This window comes from Candidatus Palauibacter soopunensis (assembly GCF_947581735.1).
Lineage (GTDB): Bacteria > Gemmatimonadota > Gemmatimonadetes > Palauibacterales > Palauibacteraceae > Palauibacter > Palauibacter soopunensis.
The window spans coordinates 124,135-138,390 of the sequence record NZ_CANPVT010000008.1 but is presented as its reverse complement, the minus strand read 5'-3'; the positions used below and the strand labels follow the sequence as shown (position 1 = coordinate 138,390).

General features: G+C 70.0%; 15 protein-coding genes. 3 read left to right on the top strand and 12 right to left on the bottom strand.

Annotation, left to right across the window (positions count from 1 at the left end; all coding sequences use genetic code 11):
* Positions 1-25: 25 nt before the first annotated feature.
* The 3 genes from RN901_RS04665 to RN901_RS04655 all read right to left on the bottom strand — a co-directional run bounded on the left by RN901_RS04665 (position 26) and on the right by RN901_RS04655 (position 1,649).
* Positions 26-385 carry an iron-sulfur cluster assembly accessory protein gene (locus tag RN901_RS04665; RefSeq protein WP_310756460.1) on the bottom strand — a complete coding sequence of 120 codons (360 nt, stop codon included), beginning with the start codon at positions 383-385 and terminating at the stop codon, positions 26-28.
* Positions 386-507: 122 nt separating this feature from the next.
* Positions 508-1,338, bottom strand: a complete 831-nt coding sequence (locus RN901_RS04660) for a PHP domain-containing protein (RefSeq protein WP_310756458.1) — start codon at positions 1,336-1,338, stop codon at positions 508-510.
* A gap of 62 nt (positions 1,339-1,400) precedes the next feature.
* On the bottom strand, positions 1,401-1,649 hold the full coding sequence (locus RN901_RS04655) for a hypothetical protein (protein WP_310756456.1): 249 nt from the start codon (positions 1,647-1,649) through the stop codon (positions 1,401-1,403).
* Between the two features lie 106 nt (positions 1,650-1,755).
* Here RN901_RS04655 and RN901_RS04650 point away from each other — a divergent pair, with 106 nt between their 5' ends.
* Positions 1,756-2,532, top strand: coding sequence for an NAD-dependent deacylase (locus tag RN901_RS04650; protein WP_310756454.1), 777 nt, complete (start codon positions 1,756-1,758; stop codon positions 2,530-2,532).
* Here the strand turns inward: RN901_RS04650 and RN901_RS04645 are convergent.
* The 5 genes from RN901_RS04645 to RN901_RS04625 all read right to left on the bottom strand — a co-directional run bounded on the left by RN901_RS04645 (position 2,529) and on the right by RN901_RS04625 (position 7,303).
* Positions 2,529-3,197 carry a metal-dependent transcriptional regulator gene (locus RN901_RS04645; protein ID WP_310756452.1) on the bottom strand — a complete coding sequence of 223 codons (669 nt, stop codon included), beginning with the start codon at positions 3,195-3,197 and terminating at the stop codon, positions 2,529-2,531. The two genes, RN901_RS04650 and RN901_RS04645, sit on opposite strands and share 4 nt — an antisense overlap.
* The gene (locus tag RN901_RS04640) at positions 3,194-4,018 is read right to left on the bottom strand and encodes a hypothetical protein (RefSeq protein WP_310756450.1); all 825 of its coding nucleotides are present in this window, start codon (positions 4,016-4,018) and stop codon (positions 3,194-3,196) included. Before RN901_RS04640 ends, RN901_RS04645 begins: the two co-directional genes overlap by 4 nt.
* 76 nt (positions 4,019-4,094) lie before the next feature.
* On the bottom strand, positions 4,095-4,535 hold the full coding sequence (locus RN901_RS04635) for a hypothetical protein (protein WP_310756448.1): 441 nt from the start codon (positions 4,533-4,535) through the stop codon (positions 4,095-4,097).
* 7 nt (positions 4,536-4,542) lie between these two features.
* Positions 4,543-6,276 (bottom strand): hypothetical protein, encoded by a 1,734-nt coding sequence (locus RN901_RS04630; protein ID WP_310756446.1) that lies wholly within the window; start codon positions 6,274-6,276, stop codon positions 4,543-4,545.
* A 1-nt stretch (position 6,277) separates the two neighbouring features.
* Positions 6,278-7,303 carry an MBL fold metallo-hydrolase gene (locus RN901_RS04625; RefSeq protein WP_310756444.1) on the bottom strand — a complete coding sequence of 342 codons (1,026 nt, stop codon included), beginning with the start codon at positions 7,301-7,303 and terminating at the stop codon, positions 6,278-6,280.
* An 83-nt stretch (positions 7,304-7,386) separates the two neighbouring features.
* Here RN901_RS04625 and RN901_RS04620 point away from each other — a divergent pair, with 83 nt between their 5' ends.
* Both RN901_RS04620 and RN901_RS04615 read left to right on the top strand, forming a co-directional pair.
* Positions 7,387-7,653: a hypothetical protein gene (locus RN901_RS04620; protein ID WP_310756442.1), complete on the top strand. Its 267-nt coding sequence runs from the start codon at positions 7,387-7,389 to the stop codon at positions 7,651-7,653.
* Positions 7,653-9,143: a sodium:solute symporter family protein gene (locus tag RN901_RS04615; RefSeq protein WP_310756440.1), complete on the top strand. Its 1,491-nt coding sequence runs from the start codon at positions 7,653-7,655 to the stop codon at positions 9,141-9,143. The genes RN901_RS04620 and RN901_RS04615 overlap by 1 nt, the downstream gene beginning before the upstream one ends.
* Positions 9,144-9,161: 18 nt before the next feature.
* Here the strand turns inward: RN901_RS04615 and RN901_RS04610 are convergent, their stop codons facing one another.
* The 4 genes from RN901_RS04610 to RN901_RS04595 all read right to left on the bottom strand — a co-directional run bounded on the left by RN901_RS04610 (position 9,162) and on the right by RN901_RS04595 (position 14,251).
* On the bottom strand, positions 9,162-10,238 hold the full coding sequence (locus RN901_RS04610; RefSeq protein WP_310756438.1) for a carboxypeptidase regulatory-like domain-containing protein: 1,077 nt from the start codon (positions 10,236-10,238) through the stop codon (positions 9,162-9,164).
* Between the two features lie 101 nt (positions 10,239-10,339).
* Positions 10,340-11,557, bottom strand: coding sequence for a M20/M25/M40 family metallo-hydrolase (locus tag RN901_RS04605; protein ID WP_310756434.1), 1,218 nt, complete (start codon positions 11,555-11,557; stop codon positions 10,340-10,342).
* Between the two features lie 94 nt (positions 11,558-11,651).
* Positions 11,652-13,061, bottom strand: a complete 1,410-nt coding sequence (locus RN901_RS04600; RefSeq protein ID WP_310756432.1) for an amidase family protein — start codon at positions 13,059-13,061, stop codon at positions 11,652-11,654.
* 29 nt (positions 13,062-13,090) lie between these two features.
* Positions 13,091-14,251: a serine hydrolase domain-containing protein gene (locus RN901_RS04595; protein ID WP_310756430.1), complete on the bottom strand. Its 1,161-nt coding sequence runs from the start codon at positions 14,249-14,251 to the stop codon at positions 13,091-13,093.
* Positions 14,252-14,256 lie beyond the last annotated feature (5 nt).

Genomic DNA, 14,256 nt, shown 5'->3' with positions numbered 1-14,256 from the left:
GTACCCGGGCTTCCGCCACGGTCTGCTAGACGGCGAAGGAGGTCCCGCAGCCGCAACTCCCGGTCGCGTTCGGATTCTCGAACGTGAACCCCGTGCCCTGAAACGAACTGTGGTATCCGATGGAAAGGCCGGCCAGGTACTGCGCGCTGAACGGATCGATGACGACGGGCACCCCTTCGGACTCGAAGGTGAAATCGTCCTCGCGCACCGATGTGTCCATGTCCAGCCCGTATTCGAAGCCGGAGCATCCGCCCGGAATCACGCTCACCCTCAGGACCGTCTCGACGTCCGTCCCGGCCTGGAACTCCCTGACCTTGGCGGCCGCCTCGGGCGTCAGCGTGACGATGGGTTCGGCCGACCGCGTGGCCTCTGCTATTTCGCTCATACCGCCCTTGCCTGCATCGCTTCGCTACTCGGCGCGTCGGTTTCCCGGCGCGGTCCATCTTCTTCAAGATAACCGACTCCGTCACTTCTACCTAGCACGGCTCTACCTGGCACGACCCGGCCTCAGGCCCTCAGGCGGGCTGCCGCATCGGTCTTCCGGCACGACCGCCGCCCGATCTCTTCCAGCCAGCGCATGGGCACGTGCGCCCATCCGGGAACACCCCGCCGGCCCGCGTCGGGTCCGTGCCAGTCCGAACCGCCGCAGCGAAGCAAACCGAGTTCGCCGGCGAGAGCGTTCATGCGGCTCTGCACGGCCGGGGAATTCGCGGGGTGGACGACCTCGACGCCATCCAGGCCCTCGCTCGCCCAGCGGCGGACGTCATCCTCGCCGTGCATCGTGCCCGGGTGCGCGAGGCAGACGACGCCGCCCGCCGCGTGTACGCAATCGAATACGACACTCGGCGGCGTCGGTTCCTTGCCGACGAAGGCGGGACGCCCGCGCGACAGGTAGCGCCGGAACGCGTCGTTGATATCGGACGCCGCCCCACAGGCCACGACCGCCCGGCCCACGTGGGCCCGGGTGGGGGCCGCCGCGCCCGCCTGACGTTCGACATCATCCCAGGTCACGGCGGCTCCCGCCGCCTGCAGCCGTTCGACGATCTCGCGTGCGCGCCGCAGCCGATCCTCGCGATAGCGGGAGAGGAAGGCCTGCAGGTCGGGATCGGCCACATCGAACCCGTATGCCAGGAGGTGCACGGACCGGCCGGGTTCGTTCGCCGACAACTCCGCCCCCGGCAGGAAGCGGAGACGGAGTGCTCGCGCCGCCGTCTCCGCCTCGGCGAGTCCCTGCGTCGTGTCGTGGTCCGTCAGGGAAAACCCGTCGAGGCCGGCGTCCGCCGCGGCCCGGGCCACGTCGGCCGGCGCGACCGTTCCATCGCTGGCGGTCGAGTGCATGTGCAAGTCGACGCACGGACCCGTTCCGGGCCCCGGGACGGTCCGTCCGGCGATGGGTGCGGTCACCGGCTGTAGGTCGGATAGTCGCGGGGGATTCCCATCGAACGCGAGGACTCGAACAGCCCCTGGAGTTCCTCCTCGGGTATCTCCTCCAGAGCTTCGCTCCCGCCGTGCCGGTCCGGGTCCAGGCGAACCACCCGGTAGGGGCGCTGATCGGTGCTCTGGCAGAAGAACACGACGACGCGCTCCCCTCCTTCCTCGGCGAGCTCCGCCCGCCACACGTCTCCCTCGGCCTTGATTCTCATGCTCACGCGTTCATCGTCCGTTGTCCGGTTCGTCGTCCTTCGGGGCGGCGCTGCGGGCTCGGGCGCGGCATGCGGGCCCGGGTTGAGGTCGGGGTCACAAGATCGGGAGACGATGGAACAGGGTCAATGGCGAAAGGCGCGTCGACTCGTGCGCGAAGCCCGGCGTGTGATCGCGCTGACGGGCGCGGGGATTTCGGCTGAATCGGGCGTTCCGACGTTCCGTGACGCCGGCGGGCTGTGGAGGAACTATCGCCCCGAGGAACTCGCCACGCCCGAAGCGCTGGCGCGCGATCCGCGGACCGTGCTCGAGTGGTACGCGTGGCGGCGCTCGGCGCTCGCCGAGTGCCGTCCCAACGAGGGGCACCGGGCGCTCGCGCGCTTCTTCCTGCGGCGCGGAGAGGCCGGACTCGTGACCCAGAACGTCGATGGTCTCCACACGCGCGCCGCGCTCGAAGAAGCGGGAGAGGATCCCCCGGAGGCGGCGCTGCCGCTCGAACTTCACGGCGCCGTGGGTCGCGACCGGTGCGAGTTCTGCGAGGCGCGCTGGCCCGCCGAGCCGCTCGGCGATGCGATCCCCCGGTGTTCCGCGTGCGGGGGTCTCCGGCGACCCGATGTCGTTCTCTTCGGCGAGACACTCGACGCCGGCCTGCTGGACCGCGCGCGCCGGCTGGCGGAGCGGGCCGATCTGTGTCTCGTCGTCGGGACGAGCGCCGTCGTCTACCCGGCCGCCGCGCTTCCGCTCGCGACGCGCGAGGCCGGCGGGCTCATCATGGAGGTCAACGTGCGGCGAACCGCACTCACGGACGTGGCCGCGGCCGCGCTGCGTGGCGAGGCCGGAACGATCCTCCCTGCCCTGCTGGACCCGCAGCCCGCGGTAAAAGCCCGCTAGGACTCGCGTTCGACGAAGACGGCGCGCGCGAGGACGGGCTCGACGTCGAAGGAACGGTCGTCCACTTCGAGACGGGCGACGCCGTCCGCCCGCTCGCCCAGACACCGTATGCGCGTACCCGGGAAGAGCCCGAGCGCGGCGAGTTCCCGCAGCGTCCGCGGACTCTGGTCGGAGACCTCGCGCACGACGCCGCGCCCTCTCTTCAACTCGGCGAGGGGGATCCACTCGGTGTGCTCGAGTTCGCCGTCGCGCGTCGGGATCGGACTTCCGTGCGGGTCGATCGACGGTTCCCCCAACGCCTGCGCCATGCAGTCGATGAGCGCTTCCGAGGCGGCGTGCTCGAGACGCTCGGCCTCGGCGTGCACGTCCTCCCAGGAGAAGCCGAGTCTCTCGATCAGGTACAGTTCGATCACCCGGTGTCTGCGGATGATCCGCAGCGCCGCCGCCCTGCCCGCGGCCGTGAGGAGCACCCCCCGGTATGGCGTGTGCCGGAGAAGCCCCTGCGTCGCCAGGCTCTTGACCATGTTCGTGACGGACGCCGCGGAGCGATCGAGTTCCTCGGCCAGCGCCGTCGTGGACACGGGGTCGCCTGCCTGCTGGAGCTTGTAGACGGCCTTCAGGTAGTCTTCGACCGCCCGGCTCGGGTCCGCGGGTCCGGCTTTCACGAACCCGGCCGCAGGAAGATGGAATCCGACAGCACGGGGTTCAGTTCCACGTCATCGTGGCGGAGTTCGCGGGTCGGGTTCATCTCCGTATCCCGGTAGAGCCGCGAGATGACGTACGTGAAGTCACCGGCCGTCCGGTAACCGTCCCAGTACATGCGCGCCCGGCTCTCCTCTCCCCTCCCCTGCGAGATGTAGTGGACCTGCTCGGGCCAGGGATCCTCGTCGAGGAAGTAGTAGAAGTAGCGGTCGCCGGACTGGAGGCCGACGCCGTCGCCGAAGGTGATGCGCACCTCGTATCCCCCCTCTTCCCGCGGTCCGGCCCGCCGGTTCACGCCGGGGTCGAAGAGCTTGTACGGGAGCCCGAACCAGTAGACCACGTCCCGGCCAACGTATTCGGACTCATCCCAGGCGCGGATTCCCGGTTCGAGAAGGCGCTCGTTGAGCGTGGCCCACATGTCGGAGCCCGTGAAGGTCTGAACGTAGAGGCCTTCGGCCTCGGGGCGCTCGATGCGGGTCTGCTCGACGCCGTCGACCTTCCGGTACTCGACACGGCGCGGGCGCATGCGGCGGATTCCTCCGGTGGAGTCGTACCACACTGTTGTGATCGTATAGCGGGCCGACTCGATGTCGTGCCAGGCCTCCATCCCGCCCGCGGCCTCGACCCAGGTGCCGATGAGCGAATCTGCGAGCACCTGATCGGGCTCGAGCGCGGCCGTCGAGGCCGCGGGGGATGAGTCGTCCCGTGCGCAGCCCGCGGCCGTGGCGAGGGCAAGGGCCAGGACGGGGCCGAGGCGTCGCGAGAGTTGCGGGCGGCGGTTCATGGGGGCCTCCGGTGTCGGCTGCGAGTCGATTCGGTCGTCGCGCGGGGGCGGAATATGCACGCTGGGGGCGGGCCCGTCACGGTGTGTCCGGCGTTCCGCCGACGCCCTTCAACTGTACGACGATGACCTCTACGGGTTCGGACCCCTGGTTCACGTCGCCGTGGAGTTCGCCCGGAGGATCGGCGTCGAGCCAATAGGCCCGGCCCGTCTCCCACGTCATGTCGCGCCGTTCCCCGGCGTCGCTGACGACGGTGAGCGTCCCCCCCTTGAGCGCGATGATGGCGCGGGGGTTGTCGTGGCGGTGCATCTCGAGCGGCTGGTTCGGCGCGATGACGCTCTTCCATACCTGCACGTGCTCGTTCTCGAACTGGGGCGTGCGCCCGGTGGTGACCTCGGCATCCGGTTCCGCACGTTCGCCGGCCTGGCCACACGCCGAGACCAGCACGGCGGCGGTGAGGACGGAAACGACGGCGGGAATGACCCCGCGGACGGCGGCTGTGAAAATCCTGGTGTGCATCACGGGTCTACTCCTTGATTTCGATTTCGACGCTGGATTCGGCCGGCCCGTGTGTCGGGGAAACGACTTGAAGCGTAAGGCGATACCGCCCCTCGTCGAGGGTGGGGAGGCGGAGTTCGACGGTACGGCCCTCGGCGGCGGGATTCGTCGCCGACTCGAGCCAGCGGATGCCCGCCTGTTCCGTGTCGCCGCGGGCGAGACCGCTCCATTCGAGCGCCCTGCGCCAGAACCCCTTCCCTTCCCGCGCCAGCGAAAGCGTCACCTGGAGAGCGGTCGCCGTCGCGGGGGAGCCGTACCACTCCCAGTAGACGGCCAGGGTCTCGCCGGCCCGGGCGGTGCGAGCGCCTCGTGCGCGGGCGAGCGCCTCCGGGAGGGTGGAGGGGGAGGGGCCGCCGGCGTCGAGCAACAGGATGTCGGACAGCAGTGGATGGCCATCGGCGAGGGGCATCCGCGCGCGTGCGGCGCCGGGTCCCTCGTCGCAGCGCGCTTCGACGCCGACCAGCGTGGCGGGCGCGAACCCCCGGGGCTCCGCGACGGCGAGCGGCCCGCTGCCCCGCTCGGTGCGCGAGGCCGTCACGCCGTGGGCGTCGGCGAGGAAGAGCCCGCTCTCCAGATCGCAGGACGGCAGGGAGTCGGGCCAAGTGAACGCCGCGACCACCTGCCGCCTGCCGTCGCGTCGAAAACCGGCCACCTGGTGGGGAAGGTTCGCGATTTCGCCGAAGACCGGCGCCCAGCTTGTACGTCCCTCCGGCTCATCCAAGTCCCAGAGCGACCCGTCGTCCGCAGGCCCGAGGCCGGACACGGTGAACTTCTGCGCCCCCGGAAGGCGGTGCGACCACACGATCTCGTCGGTGCGCGAGCCGACGAACCGGCGGCGCGCCCGCTCCCAACCGGCGGGCCAGCCGAAGCGCAGCGTGATCTCGGTGAGATCGTCGCCCCACCGCATCCCCCACGGGCTCGCGGCGTCGGCCTGGAGCGCCGCGCGGACGCGGCGGGCGAGGTGTTCCGAGCGCCGCTCCATTCCCGGCACGAGCCACAGGGGATCGGAGAGGTGCCAGAACGAGCGCTCCACAGCGCGTTGCGGCGAGCTTCCGCAGGCGAAGCGTTCGTAGCGGCCGCGCGTCCGGCGGTCGAGCACCGGCCCGAGCTCGGTCCAGCCACAGCGCTCTGCCTCGTTCATCCGGCCGAGCGCGCGCTCGAAGGCCGCCTCCGCCTCCGCATAGCGGCCGCGCTCCTGGAGGACGAATCCGGCCAACGCGGCGCACCACGCACTCTCCATGCGGCAGGCTTCCAGCAGCGCGAGCGCCTCTTCCGCGCGGCCGGCCTCCAGCCGGTAGGCGACGCGCTGCCCCGTGAGCCACTCGTCGTCCGGGATGACCCGGGCCGCGCTGTCGAGGACCGCAATCAGGGCGTGCCGCTCCTCCATGACCTCCGGTTCCTCCGGGACCGGCTCCCAATCGTCGTCGTCCCATCCCTCGACGAGACAGAAGCGCCCGATCCCCTCGCCGCATTTCGGGTTGACGAGCGGTCCGCGCGGGAAGTTGCGGCGCCGGACGTGCTCGAATGCGCGCTGCGCGTCGCGCGCCATCCGCATCGCCGAGGTCGCATCGGGAGATACGGGCGGCTCGCGGGATTGGGCCGCGGGCGTGGGGACCGCCGGCGCCGGGAGCACGATGACCGCGAGCGCCGAGGCAAGCGCCGCGCGGGAGGCGTGGGTCCGGATGCCCCAACCCGGGCCCATCTCAGTACACGTCCAGGTCCCGGCCGTAGGCGAGCGGTCCGTCGTAGCCGGCGGCGCGAATCTCCGCGACCATCTCCTCAGGTGTCGCTCCCCAGCCCAACTGATGATGCAGGACGAGGATCCCCGGGCGCGCCCGCACGGCGAGTGCCGCCAGTTCGACGGTCGACGTGTGGGCCTGGGCGTGATACGACTGCCATTCCGGCGGACGGTCACGGAACGTCGTCGCCGAGTACACCTCGTGCACGAGCACGTCGCACCCCGCGCAGATCTCGACGATCGCCTCGGTCGGAGCCGTGTCGCCGGAGATCACGACCGAGCGCCCCCCACCGTCGAACCGAAAGCCGTACGCCTCCGGCCACCCCGTATGTGGCACGGCGAAGGCGGTCACGCGGACGCGCTCGTCCTCGTAGACCACCCCCGGGTCGATCTCGACCGCCTCCACGCGCCACCCGTCCGGCGTCGCCGGCTGCGCGCCGCTGAGCCGGTTCTCGATGTCCGCCTCCCACGCGGCCGTCAGGTGCGCGGCCATCGCCGCCGTCCCGTCGGGGCCGAACAGCTTCAGCGGCGCCTCCCGCTCGGCCACCCACGGCGTGTGGATCAGGTCCGGCAACCCGATCGTGTGATCGCTGTGCAGATGAGTGAGGAAGGCGATGTCCAGCCGCGCCGCCGTGAGGCCCTCGGCTCCGTAGCGGTCGGCCGCCTCCGCCGCGCGTCGTACGAGACCCACGCCGGCGTCCACGATGTAGGCCCGTCCGTCGACGAGTACCGCGGTGGCGGGGCCCGATGCCTCCGGCTCCGGATTGGGCGTCCCCGTCCCCAGCAACACGACGTGCGTCCCCGTGGAGAGATCGGCGCCTCCAACCGCGGTGCCCGCGGCGGACGGCACCGTTTCACCAGCACCGGGGGTTTCGGCGGCGCCGGATGCAGCCTCCCCCGGGCCGCACGCCGTAAGCGCCAGCGCGAGACAGACAACGAGCAGGCCGGAGGTCACGGCCGAACGCATGCGGCTTCGCTTCGTGCGGGACATGCGGTAAGATCGTTCGATCGAGCCCGCCGCTCAACCGTGCCGCAAGTCTTGACCGGGTCCTTCACGGCCGGCCTTTTGCGGCGATGGACGAACCACGCCGCTCCACGCCTCCCGACGGCAACCCCGTCGCCATCGCCGTCGCGGTGTTCTACGTGCTGCTCTTCGTGGCACTCGTGTGGCCCATATACCCGCGGTTCGCCACCATCGAGCCTCGCGTGCTCGCGATGCCGTTCTCGCTGTTCTACGTCGTCGTCGGGCTCCTCTTCTCCTTCTTCGTTCTCTTCGGGTACTACCTGTGGGAACGGAAGCGGGAGACCGCCGACGGTGATCCGAACGGCGCGAGCCGCTGATGCCGGCCTGGCTGGTCGTCTTCCTCGTCACGATCGGATACCTGCTCGCCTCGCTCGCCATCGGGCTCGCCTCCGGCCGCCACGCCTCGGACAGCACGGAGGGTTACGTCGCGGGCGACCGCTCGCTGAACTTCCTCGTCCTCTACTTCATCATGGGCGCCTCGGTGTTCAGCGCGTTCGCCTTCCTCGGCGGGCCGGGCTGGGCCTATTCGCGCGGGGCGGCGGCCTTCTACATCCTCGCTTATGCCTCGGTCGGGCTCGTCCCGTGGTATTTCTTCGGCCCGCGCGTCGCCGCCCTCGGCCGGCGCTTCGGCTACGTCACGCAGGCCGAACTTTTCGCGCACCGCTTCGACAGCCGCGCGATCCCGGCCATCCTCGCGGTCCTCTCCGTCTTCGCCTTCGTCCCCTACCTGGTGATCCAGATGAAGGGGGCGGGATACGTCTTCAACGTGGTGACCGAGGGGCGCGTCCCCCAGTGGGCCGGGTCCGCGATCGCGTACGGGGTCGTCCTCGTCTACGTCTTCCGGAGCGGCGTCCTGGGGGTCGGCTGGACGAACACCTTCCAGGGGATGTTCATGATGGTGCTCGCGTGGGGGCTCGGCCTCTACCTGCCGGCGAAGCTGCACGGGGGTGTGGGGCCCATGTTCGACGCGATCGCGGCCGGGCTTCCGGACATGCTGCGGGGGCCGGGACTCGGGGCGGACGGACAGCCGTGGAGCTGGGGCGCCTACTCGAGTTCCGTCGCCATCTCCGCCTTCGGCTTCAGCGTGTGGCCGCACTATTTCATGAAGATCTACACGGCCCGCGACGTGGACACGCTCAAGCGGACGGTTGTCTACTATCCGACCTTCGCGCTCTTCCTCGTCCCCATCCTCTTCATCGGTTTCTCGGGCGTGCTCGCCTTCCCCGGCGTCGAGCCGTCGGACGCCATCCTGCCCACGATCGTGACGTCGGCGCAGATCGGGCTGCCGCCGCTCATCGTGGGACTCTTCTGCGCCGGTGCGCTCGCAGCCTCGATGTCCACGGGAGACGCGCTCCTGCATGCGGCAGGGTCCGTGGCGGTGCGCGACTTCTGGGGCAACCTTCGGCCGGGCGCGCTCGACGACGCGGCGCAACGGCGCTGGATCCGCCTCATGGTGATCCTCGTGGGCGCCGCCAGCTACGGGCTCGCGCTGATCCCCGGACTCAGCCTCGTGGACCTGCTGCTCCTCAGCTACGGGTTCATCGCGCAGCTCTTCCCGCTGACGGTCGTGACCTTCCTGTGGCGGGGAGTCACGCGCGCGGGGGCGCTGTGGGGTCTGGTGACGGGCGGCGGCATCGCGTTCTGCCTCGATCTGGCCCTGCGGCTGGACCTCGTCTCAGCCGCCGCGACCGCCGGCGTCCACCCCGGCATCTACGGCATGGTCGGAAACGTGATCGTCATGATCGCGGTCTCCCGCCACACCGCGCGCCTCGCCCCCGCGCACGTCGCCGAGTTCATCGACCGCTAGCGGGCCCCGGCCAGTCGACTACCGCGTCCAGATCAGGACGAGGGCGCACCGCCCGACCCCGAATCGCATCAGGCCGTCCGGGAGTGACGTGGAGGCACGGTACACCTCGACGCCGGCGACCTCGCTGGGTAGAACGACCGAGTTGAGCGGAAAATTGTTCACGCTGCCGTCGTCGAGATTGCTCACGTTGATGTTGTCGAGATACACCTGAAGGCATTCGCCGAAGGTGCCCGACGTCCTGCCCGCGCGTACGAGTCGCGGACGCAGCATCGTGTGTTGCTCGAGCAGCTGGCTCATGCGAATCGGACGCCAGCGCTCCAGGTATTCCGGCGTGAGGAATTCGCCGACACCGAGCATCTCGCCCCAAAACTGCCGCTCGTAGAACCCCTTGCTCTCGAGCCTGTCCGATCGGACCGTCGTCGCCACGAGAGGCTCCATCTCGACGGGGTCCGGAACGAGGCCGATGTCCACCTGCGTGGTGAGTCCCGGTTTGACCGTGACGACGTAGTCGAGGGGTTCGTACCCCATGCGGCGGACCTGGAATTCCTTCGCTCCCGCGGGGATGCCCGTGAGGATGTACCGTCCCCAACGGTCCGTCTCGACGGCGGCCCGGCGACCGGCCACGGTCACGGCAGCGGTCGTGATCGGGTCATTCGTTACGGCGTCGAACACCCGCCCTTCGAGGCGCCCCGGATAGTCCTCTCCCAGCATCCGGAGTTCGACCGCGCTCGTCTCGCCGGGGATCAGCGCGACGGACGCCTGCTCGCTCGACCCGTCGCGGGTCTCCGCCCACACCGTCGCCTTCGTGGCGTCCCTCGGAGCGCAGAACGTCACGTGGCCGTCATCGCCGGCACCCTTGCGCACGGGACTGCGGACCACGTCGACCCAGCGAATCCGCACGTCGGCGCCGCTCACCCGCACCATTCCCGTCGCGTCCAGCACTTCGACGCGGAGCCCGGCGCGATCCTCACACGTGTGCGACTCCTGAGCCGCCAACGCCCCGGCGCCCGACACGCCGTGAAGCGCCAGGAACGCCGCCGAAGCCACGAGAGCCCGTCGCCCCAATGCCGCACCCGCAACTGTCCGCCGCTTCATTCCAGACCTCCTCCTGGTTGACTCGCGTGTACCCGGATACCAGACGCCCCCGGCGGACCGCGGGTCACAAACCGTTGGCGCCGGGATTCTTCGGCGGCGCATCAGGCCGCACTTGCGTACTGGGCCGGCCAGCGGAACGCGAGGGCCGCGTTGCCGCGGATGCCCGTCGCCAGTTCGTCGATCACGATATGCTCGTTGACGGTGTGGGCCAGCCGATCGTCTCCGGGTCCGAAGCCGACCACGGTCATGCCCGCGAGCCCGAAGTGTCCGCCGTCGGTCGCGAAGTCCCATATGTCGACGGGCGGCTCGGCCCCGAGCGGGCCGGCCAGGACCTCGACCGCCGTGCGGACCGCGTCGTGGTCGGCGGGTAGCGAAAGGGCCGGGTTGTCGGCCGGATACGTCATCTCGTATCCCGCATAGCTCGAGCGCTCGTGCTGCGGGATCAGGATGTCGCTGCTCGACCCCTCGATCTCGCACGCGCGCAGCACCGGAAGGAGTTGTTCCCGCAGCGAGGCCGCGTCCTGCCCGGTCACGGTGCGGCAGTCGAGCGTGACTTCCGCCAGGCCGGGGATGACGTTACCGCTCGTCTGGTCGGTCCCGATGAGCGTCGGGGCGATCGAGCAGGTGCCCAGATCGGGATCGTACGCGAGGTCGACGTCTTCCAGCGCCGCGAGGAACCGGCCGAGCACCGTCAGCGGGTTGCGGCCGATGTCGGTCATCGACGCGTGAGCCATCTTCCCCCGCACCCGGACGCGGAGTTCGATCCGGCCCCGGTGTCCGCGACGGACCTCGTTCCGGCTGGGCTCGCCGATCAGGACCAGGTCGGGGCGCAGCGTGTCCGCCATGTAGCGGGCGCCGAGACCACCGACTTCTTCCTGAACCGTGCCCGTCACATAGACGTCGCCCGGAGGGCGCTGCCCGGCGGCGATGAGGCGGGCGATGCCGTGCACCTGCGCCGCGAGCGGTCCCTTGATGTCGATCGCGCCCCGCCCCCACAGGAGGCCGTCGTGTATCTCGCCGCCATAGGGATCATGGGGCCAGTCCGCCGGATCCCCGGCGTCCACGTGGTCGAGGTGGGTGTTGAACATCACCGAGGGGGCGTCGCCGGTTCCCCGGAGGAGACCGATGACGTTGCCCGCCGCGTCATGCTCGACTTCGTCGTAGCCGAGCGCGCGCATCTCCGCGGCGACGAGCATCGCCAGTTCGCCTTCTTCGCCGGGCATCGACTGCGTGCGGATGAGCCGCTGAAGAAAACGGACGCAGGCGTCGAGTCCCTCGCCGGACAACTCCGAAACGGCGCGGTCTTTTGACATCATCATGATCGATTCTCGGGGGTTCGGGTGATGGGCGGCGGCAGCCGCGAGCGTGGAATCTAGCCCGGAACGTTCCCGCGGAAACGTCTCGCCGCCCGCTTCAGTCGTCGGCGACCACTGGCGGCAGGCCGATGGGGCGTGCCCTGCCGATGGCGGATCCGATCGCAAGCACCTGCCCCTCCCCGCGCGGAGGCCCGACGACCTGCAGCCCGACCGGCAGCCCCGCCGAATCCAGACCCGCCGGGACGCAGGCGATGGGCAGACCGGGCATCGAGAGCAGGAAGGTCGGGGCGATCCAGTCCACGTACGTCTTCATCGGCCGCTCTCCGACCGTCTCCGGAAAGTTCTGCTCCGCCGGGAAGGGCGGGATCGCCATGCACGGCGTCAGGAGCGCGTCGTAGCGTTCGAGGAGGGCGAGAAGCTCCTGTCTCACCCGGCGGCGCACGTTCTCGGCCGCCCCGATCTCGGCCGGGGTCAGAGAAAGTCCGGAGCGGAGATTCGCCGATACGTTGGGCCCGAAGGCGTCGATCCGGTGAAGTTCCGCCTCGAAATGGGACACGAACCAGTGCCCGCGGAGGACGAGAAACGCATCCCACGCCCAGGAGAGGTCGAGATCCGTCTCCTCGACCTGCGCGCCCGCCGAGCGAAGCGACGCCAGCGCCTCGCGGCATGCCGCCTCCACGCCACTGTCGATTCCGATGCGCGCGATGTCACCGCAATACGCCCAGCGGCCTCCGGCGAGATCGGCGGTGCCGGGTTCCGGCCAGGGCGGCTCGGGAGCGCAGACCGGCGAGGCCGGATCGGATCCCGAGATCGCGCGGAGCCCGAAAGCGACGTCCTCGGGGTCCCGTGCCATCAGACCGGTCGACTGCAGGTCATCCCACAGGTAGGCCGCCGGCACTGTCGGGACGAGCCCCGGCGTGGGGCGAAGGCCCGCGATTCCACAGAACGAGGCCGGGATCCGCAGCGAGCCGCCGAGATCGGTGCCCTGCGCGAGCGAGATCATTCCCGTCGCGAGAGCGACGGCTCCGCCTCCCGTGGACCCCCCCGCGCTGAGGGCGGGATTCCACGGATTCCGAGTCACGCCGAAAACTTCGTTCCAGGTGTTTCCGCCCGCCGCGAACTCCGGCGTATTCGTCTTGCCAAGGATCACCGCGCCGGCCTCGCGCAGGCGGCGCACCACGAGCGCATCCTCCTTGGGCACGTGCTCCGCGAAGAGCGGCGAGCCGTACGTCGTGCGCAGGTCCGCCGTCTCGGTCACGTCCTTGATGCCGACGACGAGCCCCGCGAGGGATCCCGGATCCGTGCCGTCCGCGAGGGCCGCGTCGACCGCGGCCGCCTCCGCCTCCGCGGCGGGGTTCAGGGTGACGACCGCGTTGAGTTCCCCGTTGTGCCGTTCGACGCGGGTCAGGCAGGCGCGGAGCAGGTCGGCCGCGCTGAGCGCGCCCGCGCGGATGCGCCGGGCCTGTTCCCGGGCCGCCAGCAGCGCCGGATCGCGGTGTTCCGTCACGGCGGACGAATTTTCCCTGCCACGGGCTGCTAAGGCAGGAACATCTGGGCGATCGCTTCCCCGTACCTCGCCGAGTCGAAGGGGAGCGCGTTCGTCTGGAGCGCGACGACGACGCCGTAGTCGTCGAAGTTCGCCAGGAAGGACCGCGTCCCCTTCACCGTTCCCGTGTGGCTCGGATAGCGGCGTCCCTTCGGATCCGTGCGGATGAACCATGCGAGCGCCTGTTCGTGCGCGATCGGATCGCCCAGTCCGTCCGGCGACGACGGATCGATCTCCCGAATCCCCGGCTCGAGTTGCGGCCGGTGCATTTCGGCCACGGTCTCCGGCGCGAGCAGGCGCCCGTCGTTGATCGCGATCGCGAAGCGGACGAGGTCTTCCACGTTCGAGATGATGCCGCCGCCGGCGTACTTGTAGCTCGGATCCTCCGGCGGGGCGTTGATGAAGCGGCCGGACTCGCCCCGGACGTAGCCGCGGCCGCGGTTCTGCACCACCCGCGACGGGACGTCGAACTGGGTGGCGAACATCCCCGCCGGCTCCCACACGTAGCGCTTGAGGTATTCCTCGTAGTCCATTCCGGAGGCCGCCTCGACGATCCCGTGCTGGAGGTTGTGCGCGTGCGAGGAGTACATCCACCCGGAGTCGGTGTCGTAGGCAAGGGGGTCGTCGCGCCACAGCTCCGTCGCCTCCTCGAAGGTGTCGTAGTGCCGCAGACTGAGCAGGTCGTGAGGGCCGAACTCGACGCCGTTGTAGTGCCGGATGCCGGAGGTGTGCGTGAGGATGTGGCGCACCGTGATCGGGAAGGCCCGCTCCGGATACCAGGGCATGTACGTCTGGAGCGTCGCGTCGAGATCCACCTTCCCCTGCTCGACGAGCTGCATGAGACCGACCACGGCCAGCACTTTCGACACCGATCCCACGTTGTGGACGGTCCGGCCTGTTGCCGGCGTGCGGTTGTCCAATTCGGCGACGCCCACGCCCTCGGAGAAGACGATCTCCCCGTCCACCGCCACCGCGACGGACAGCCCGGGAAGGTCGTTGTCGTTGCGGATCTGCTCCATGTAGTCGAGCAGTCCCTCCCATGAGAGGCTCTGCGCCTCCAGCGGGGCCGCGGCCTGCGACAGGAAACCGAACGACAGAAGGAGCGACAGCAGCGGCGATGCGTTCGTCCGCGCACGGTTGGCGATCGTCATGTTCC

Bases quoted from the DNA above. Each gene is read 5' to 3' on its own strand.
- RN901_RS04665 (WP_310756460.1), bottom strand. From the start codon at position 385: ATGAGCGAAATAGCAGAGGCCACGCGGTCGGCCGAACCCATCGTCACG.
- RN901_RS04660 (WP_310756458.1), bottom strand. From the start codon at position 1,338: ATGCACTCGACCGCCAGCGATGGAACGGTCGCGCCGGCCGACGTGGCC.
- RN901_RS04650 (WP_310756454.1), top strand. From the start codon at position 1,756: ATGGAACAGGGTCAATGGCGAAAGGCGCGTCGACTCGTGCGCGAAGCC.
- RN901_RS04640 (WP_310756450.1), bottom strand. From the start codon at position 4,018: ATGAACCGCCGCCCGCAACTCTCGCGACGCCTCGGCCCCGTCCTGGCC.
- RN901_RS04635 (WP_310756448.1), bottom strand. From the start codon at position 4,535: ATGCACACCAGGATTTTCACAGCCGCCGTCCGCGGGGTCATTCCCGCC.
- RN901_RS04630 (WP_310756446.1), bottom strand. From the start codon at position 6,276: ATGGGCCCGGGTTGGGGCATCCGGACCCACGCCTCCCGCGCGGCGCTT.
- RN901_RS04625 (WP_310756444.1), bottom strand. From the start codon at position 7,303: ATGTCCCGCACGAAGCGAAGCCGCATGCGTTCGGCCGTGACCTCCGGC.
- RN901_RS04620 (WP_310756442.1), top strand. From the start codon at position 7,387: ATGGACGAACCACGCCGCTCCACGCCTCCCGACGGCAACCCCGTCGCC.
- RN901_RS04615 (WP_310756440.1), top strand. From the start codon at position 7,653: ATGCCGGCCTGGCTGGTCGTCTTCCTCGTCACGATCGGATACCTGCTC.
- RN901_RS04610 (WP_310756438.1), bottom strand. From the start codon at position 10,238: ATGAAGCGGCGGACAGTTGCGGGTGCGGCATTGGGGCGACGGGCTCTC.
- RN901_RS04605 (WP_310756434.1), bottom strand. From the start codon at position 11,557: ATGATGATGTCAAAAGACCGCGCCGTTTCGGAGTTGTCCGGCGAGGGA.
- RN901_RS04595 (WP_310756430.1), bottom strand. From the start codon at position 14,251: ATGACGATCGCCAACCGTGCGCGGACGAACGCATCGCCGCTGCTGTCG.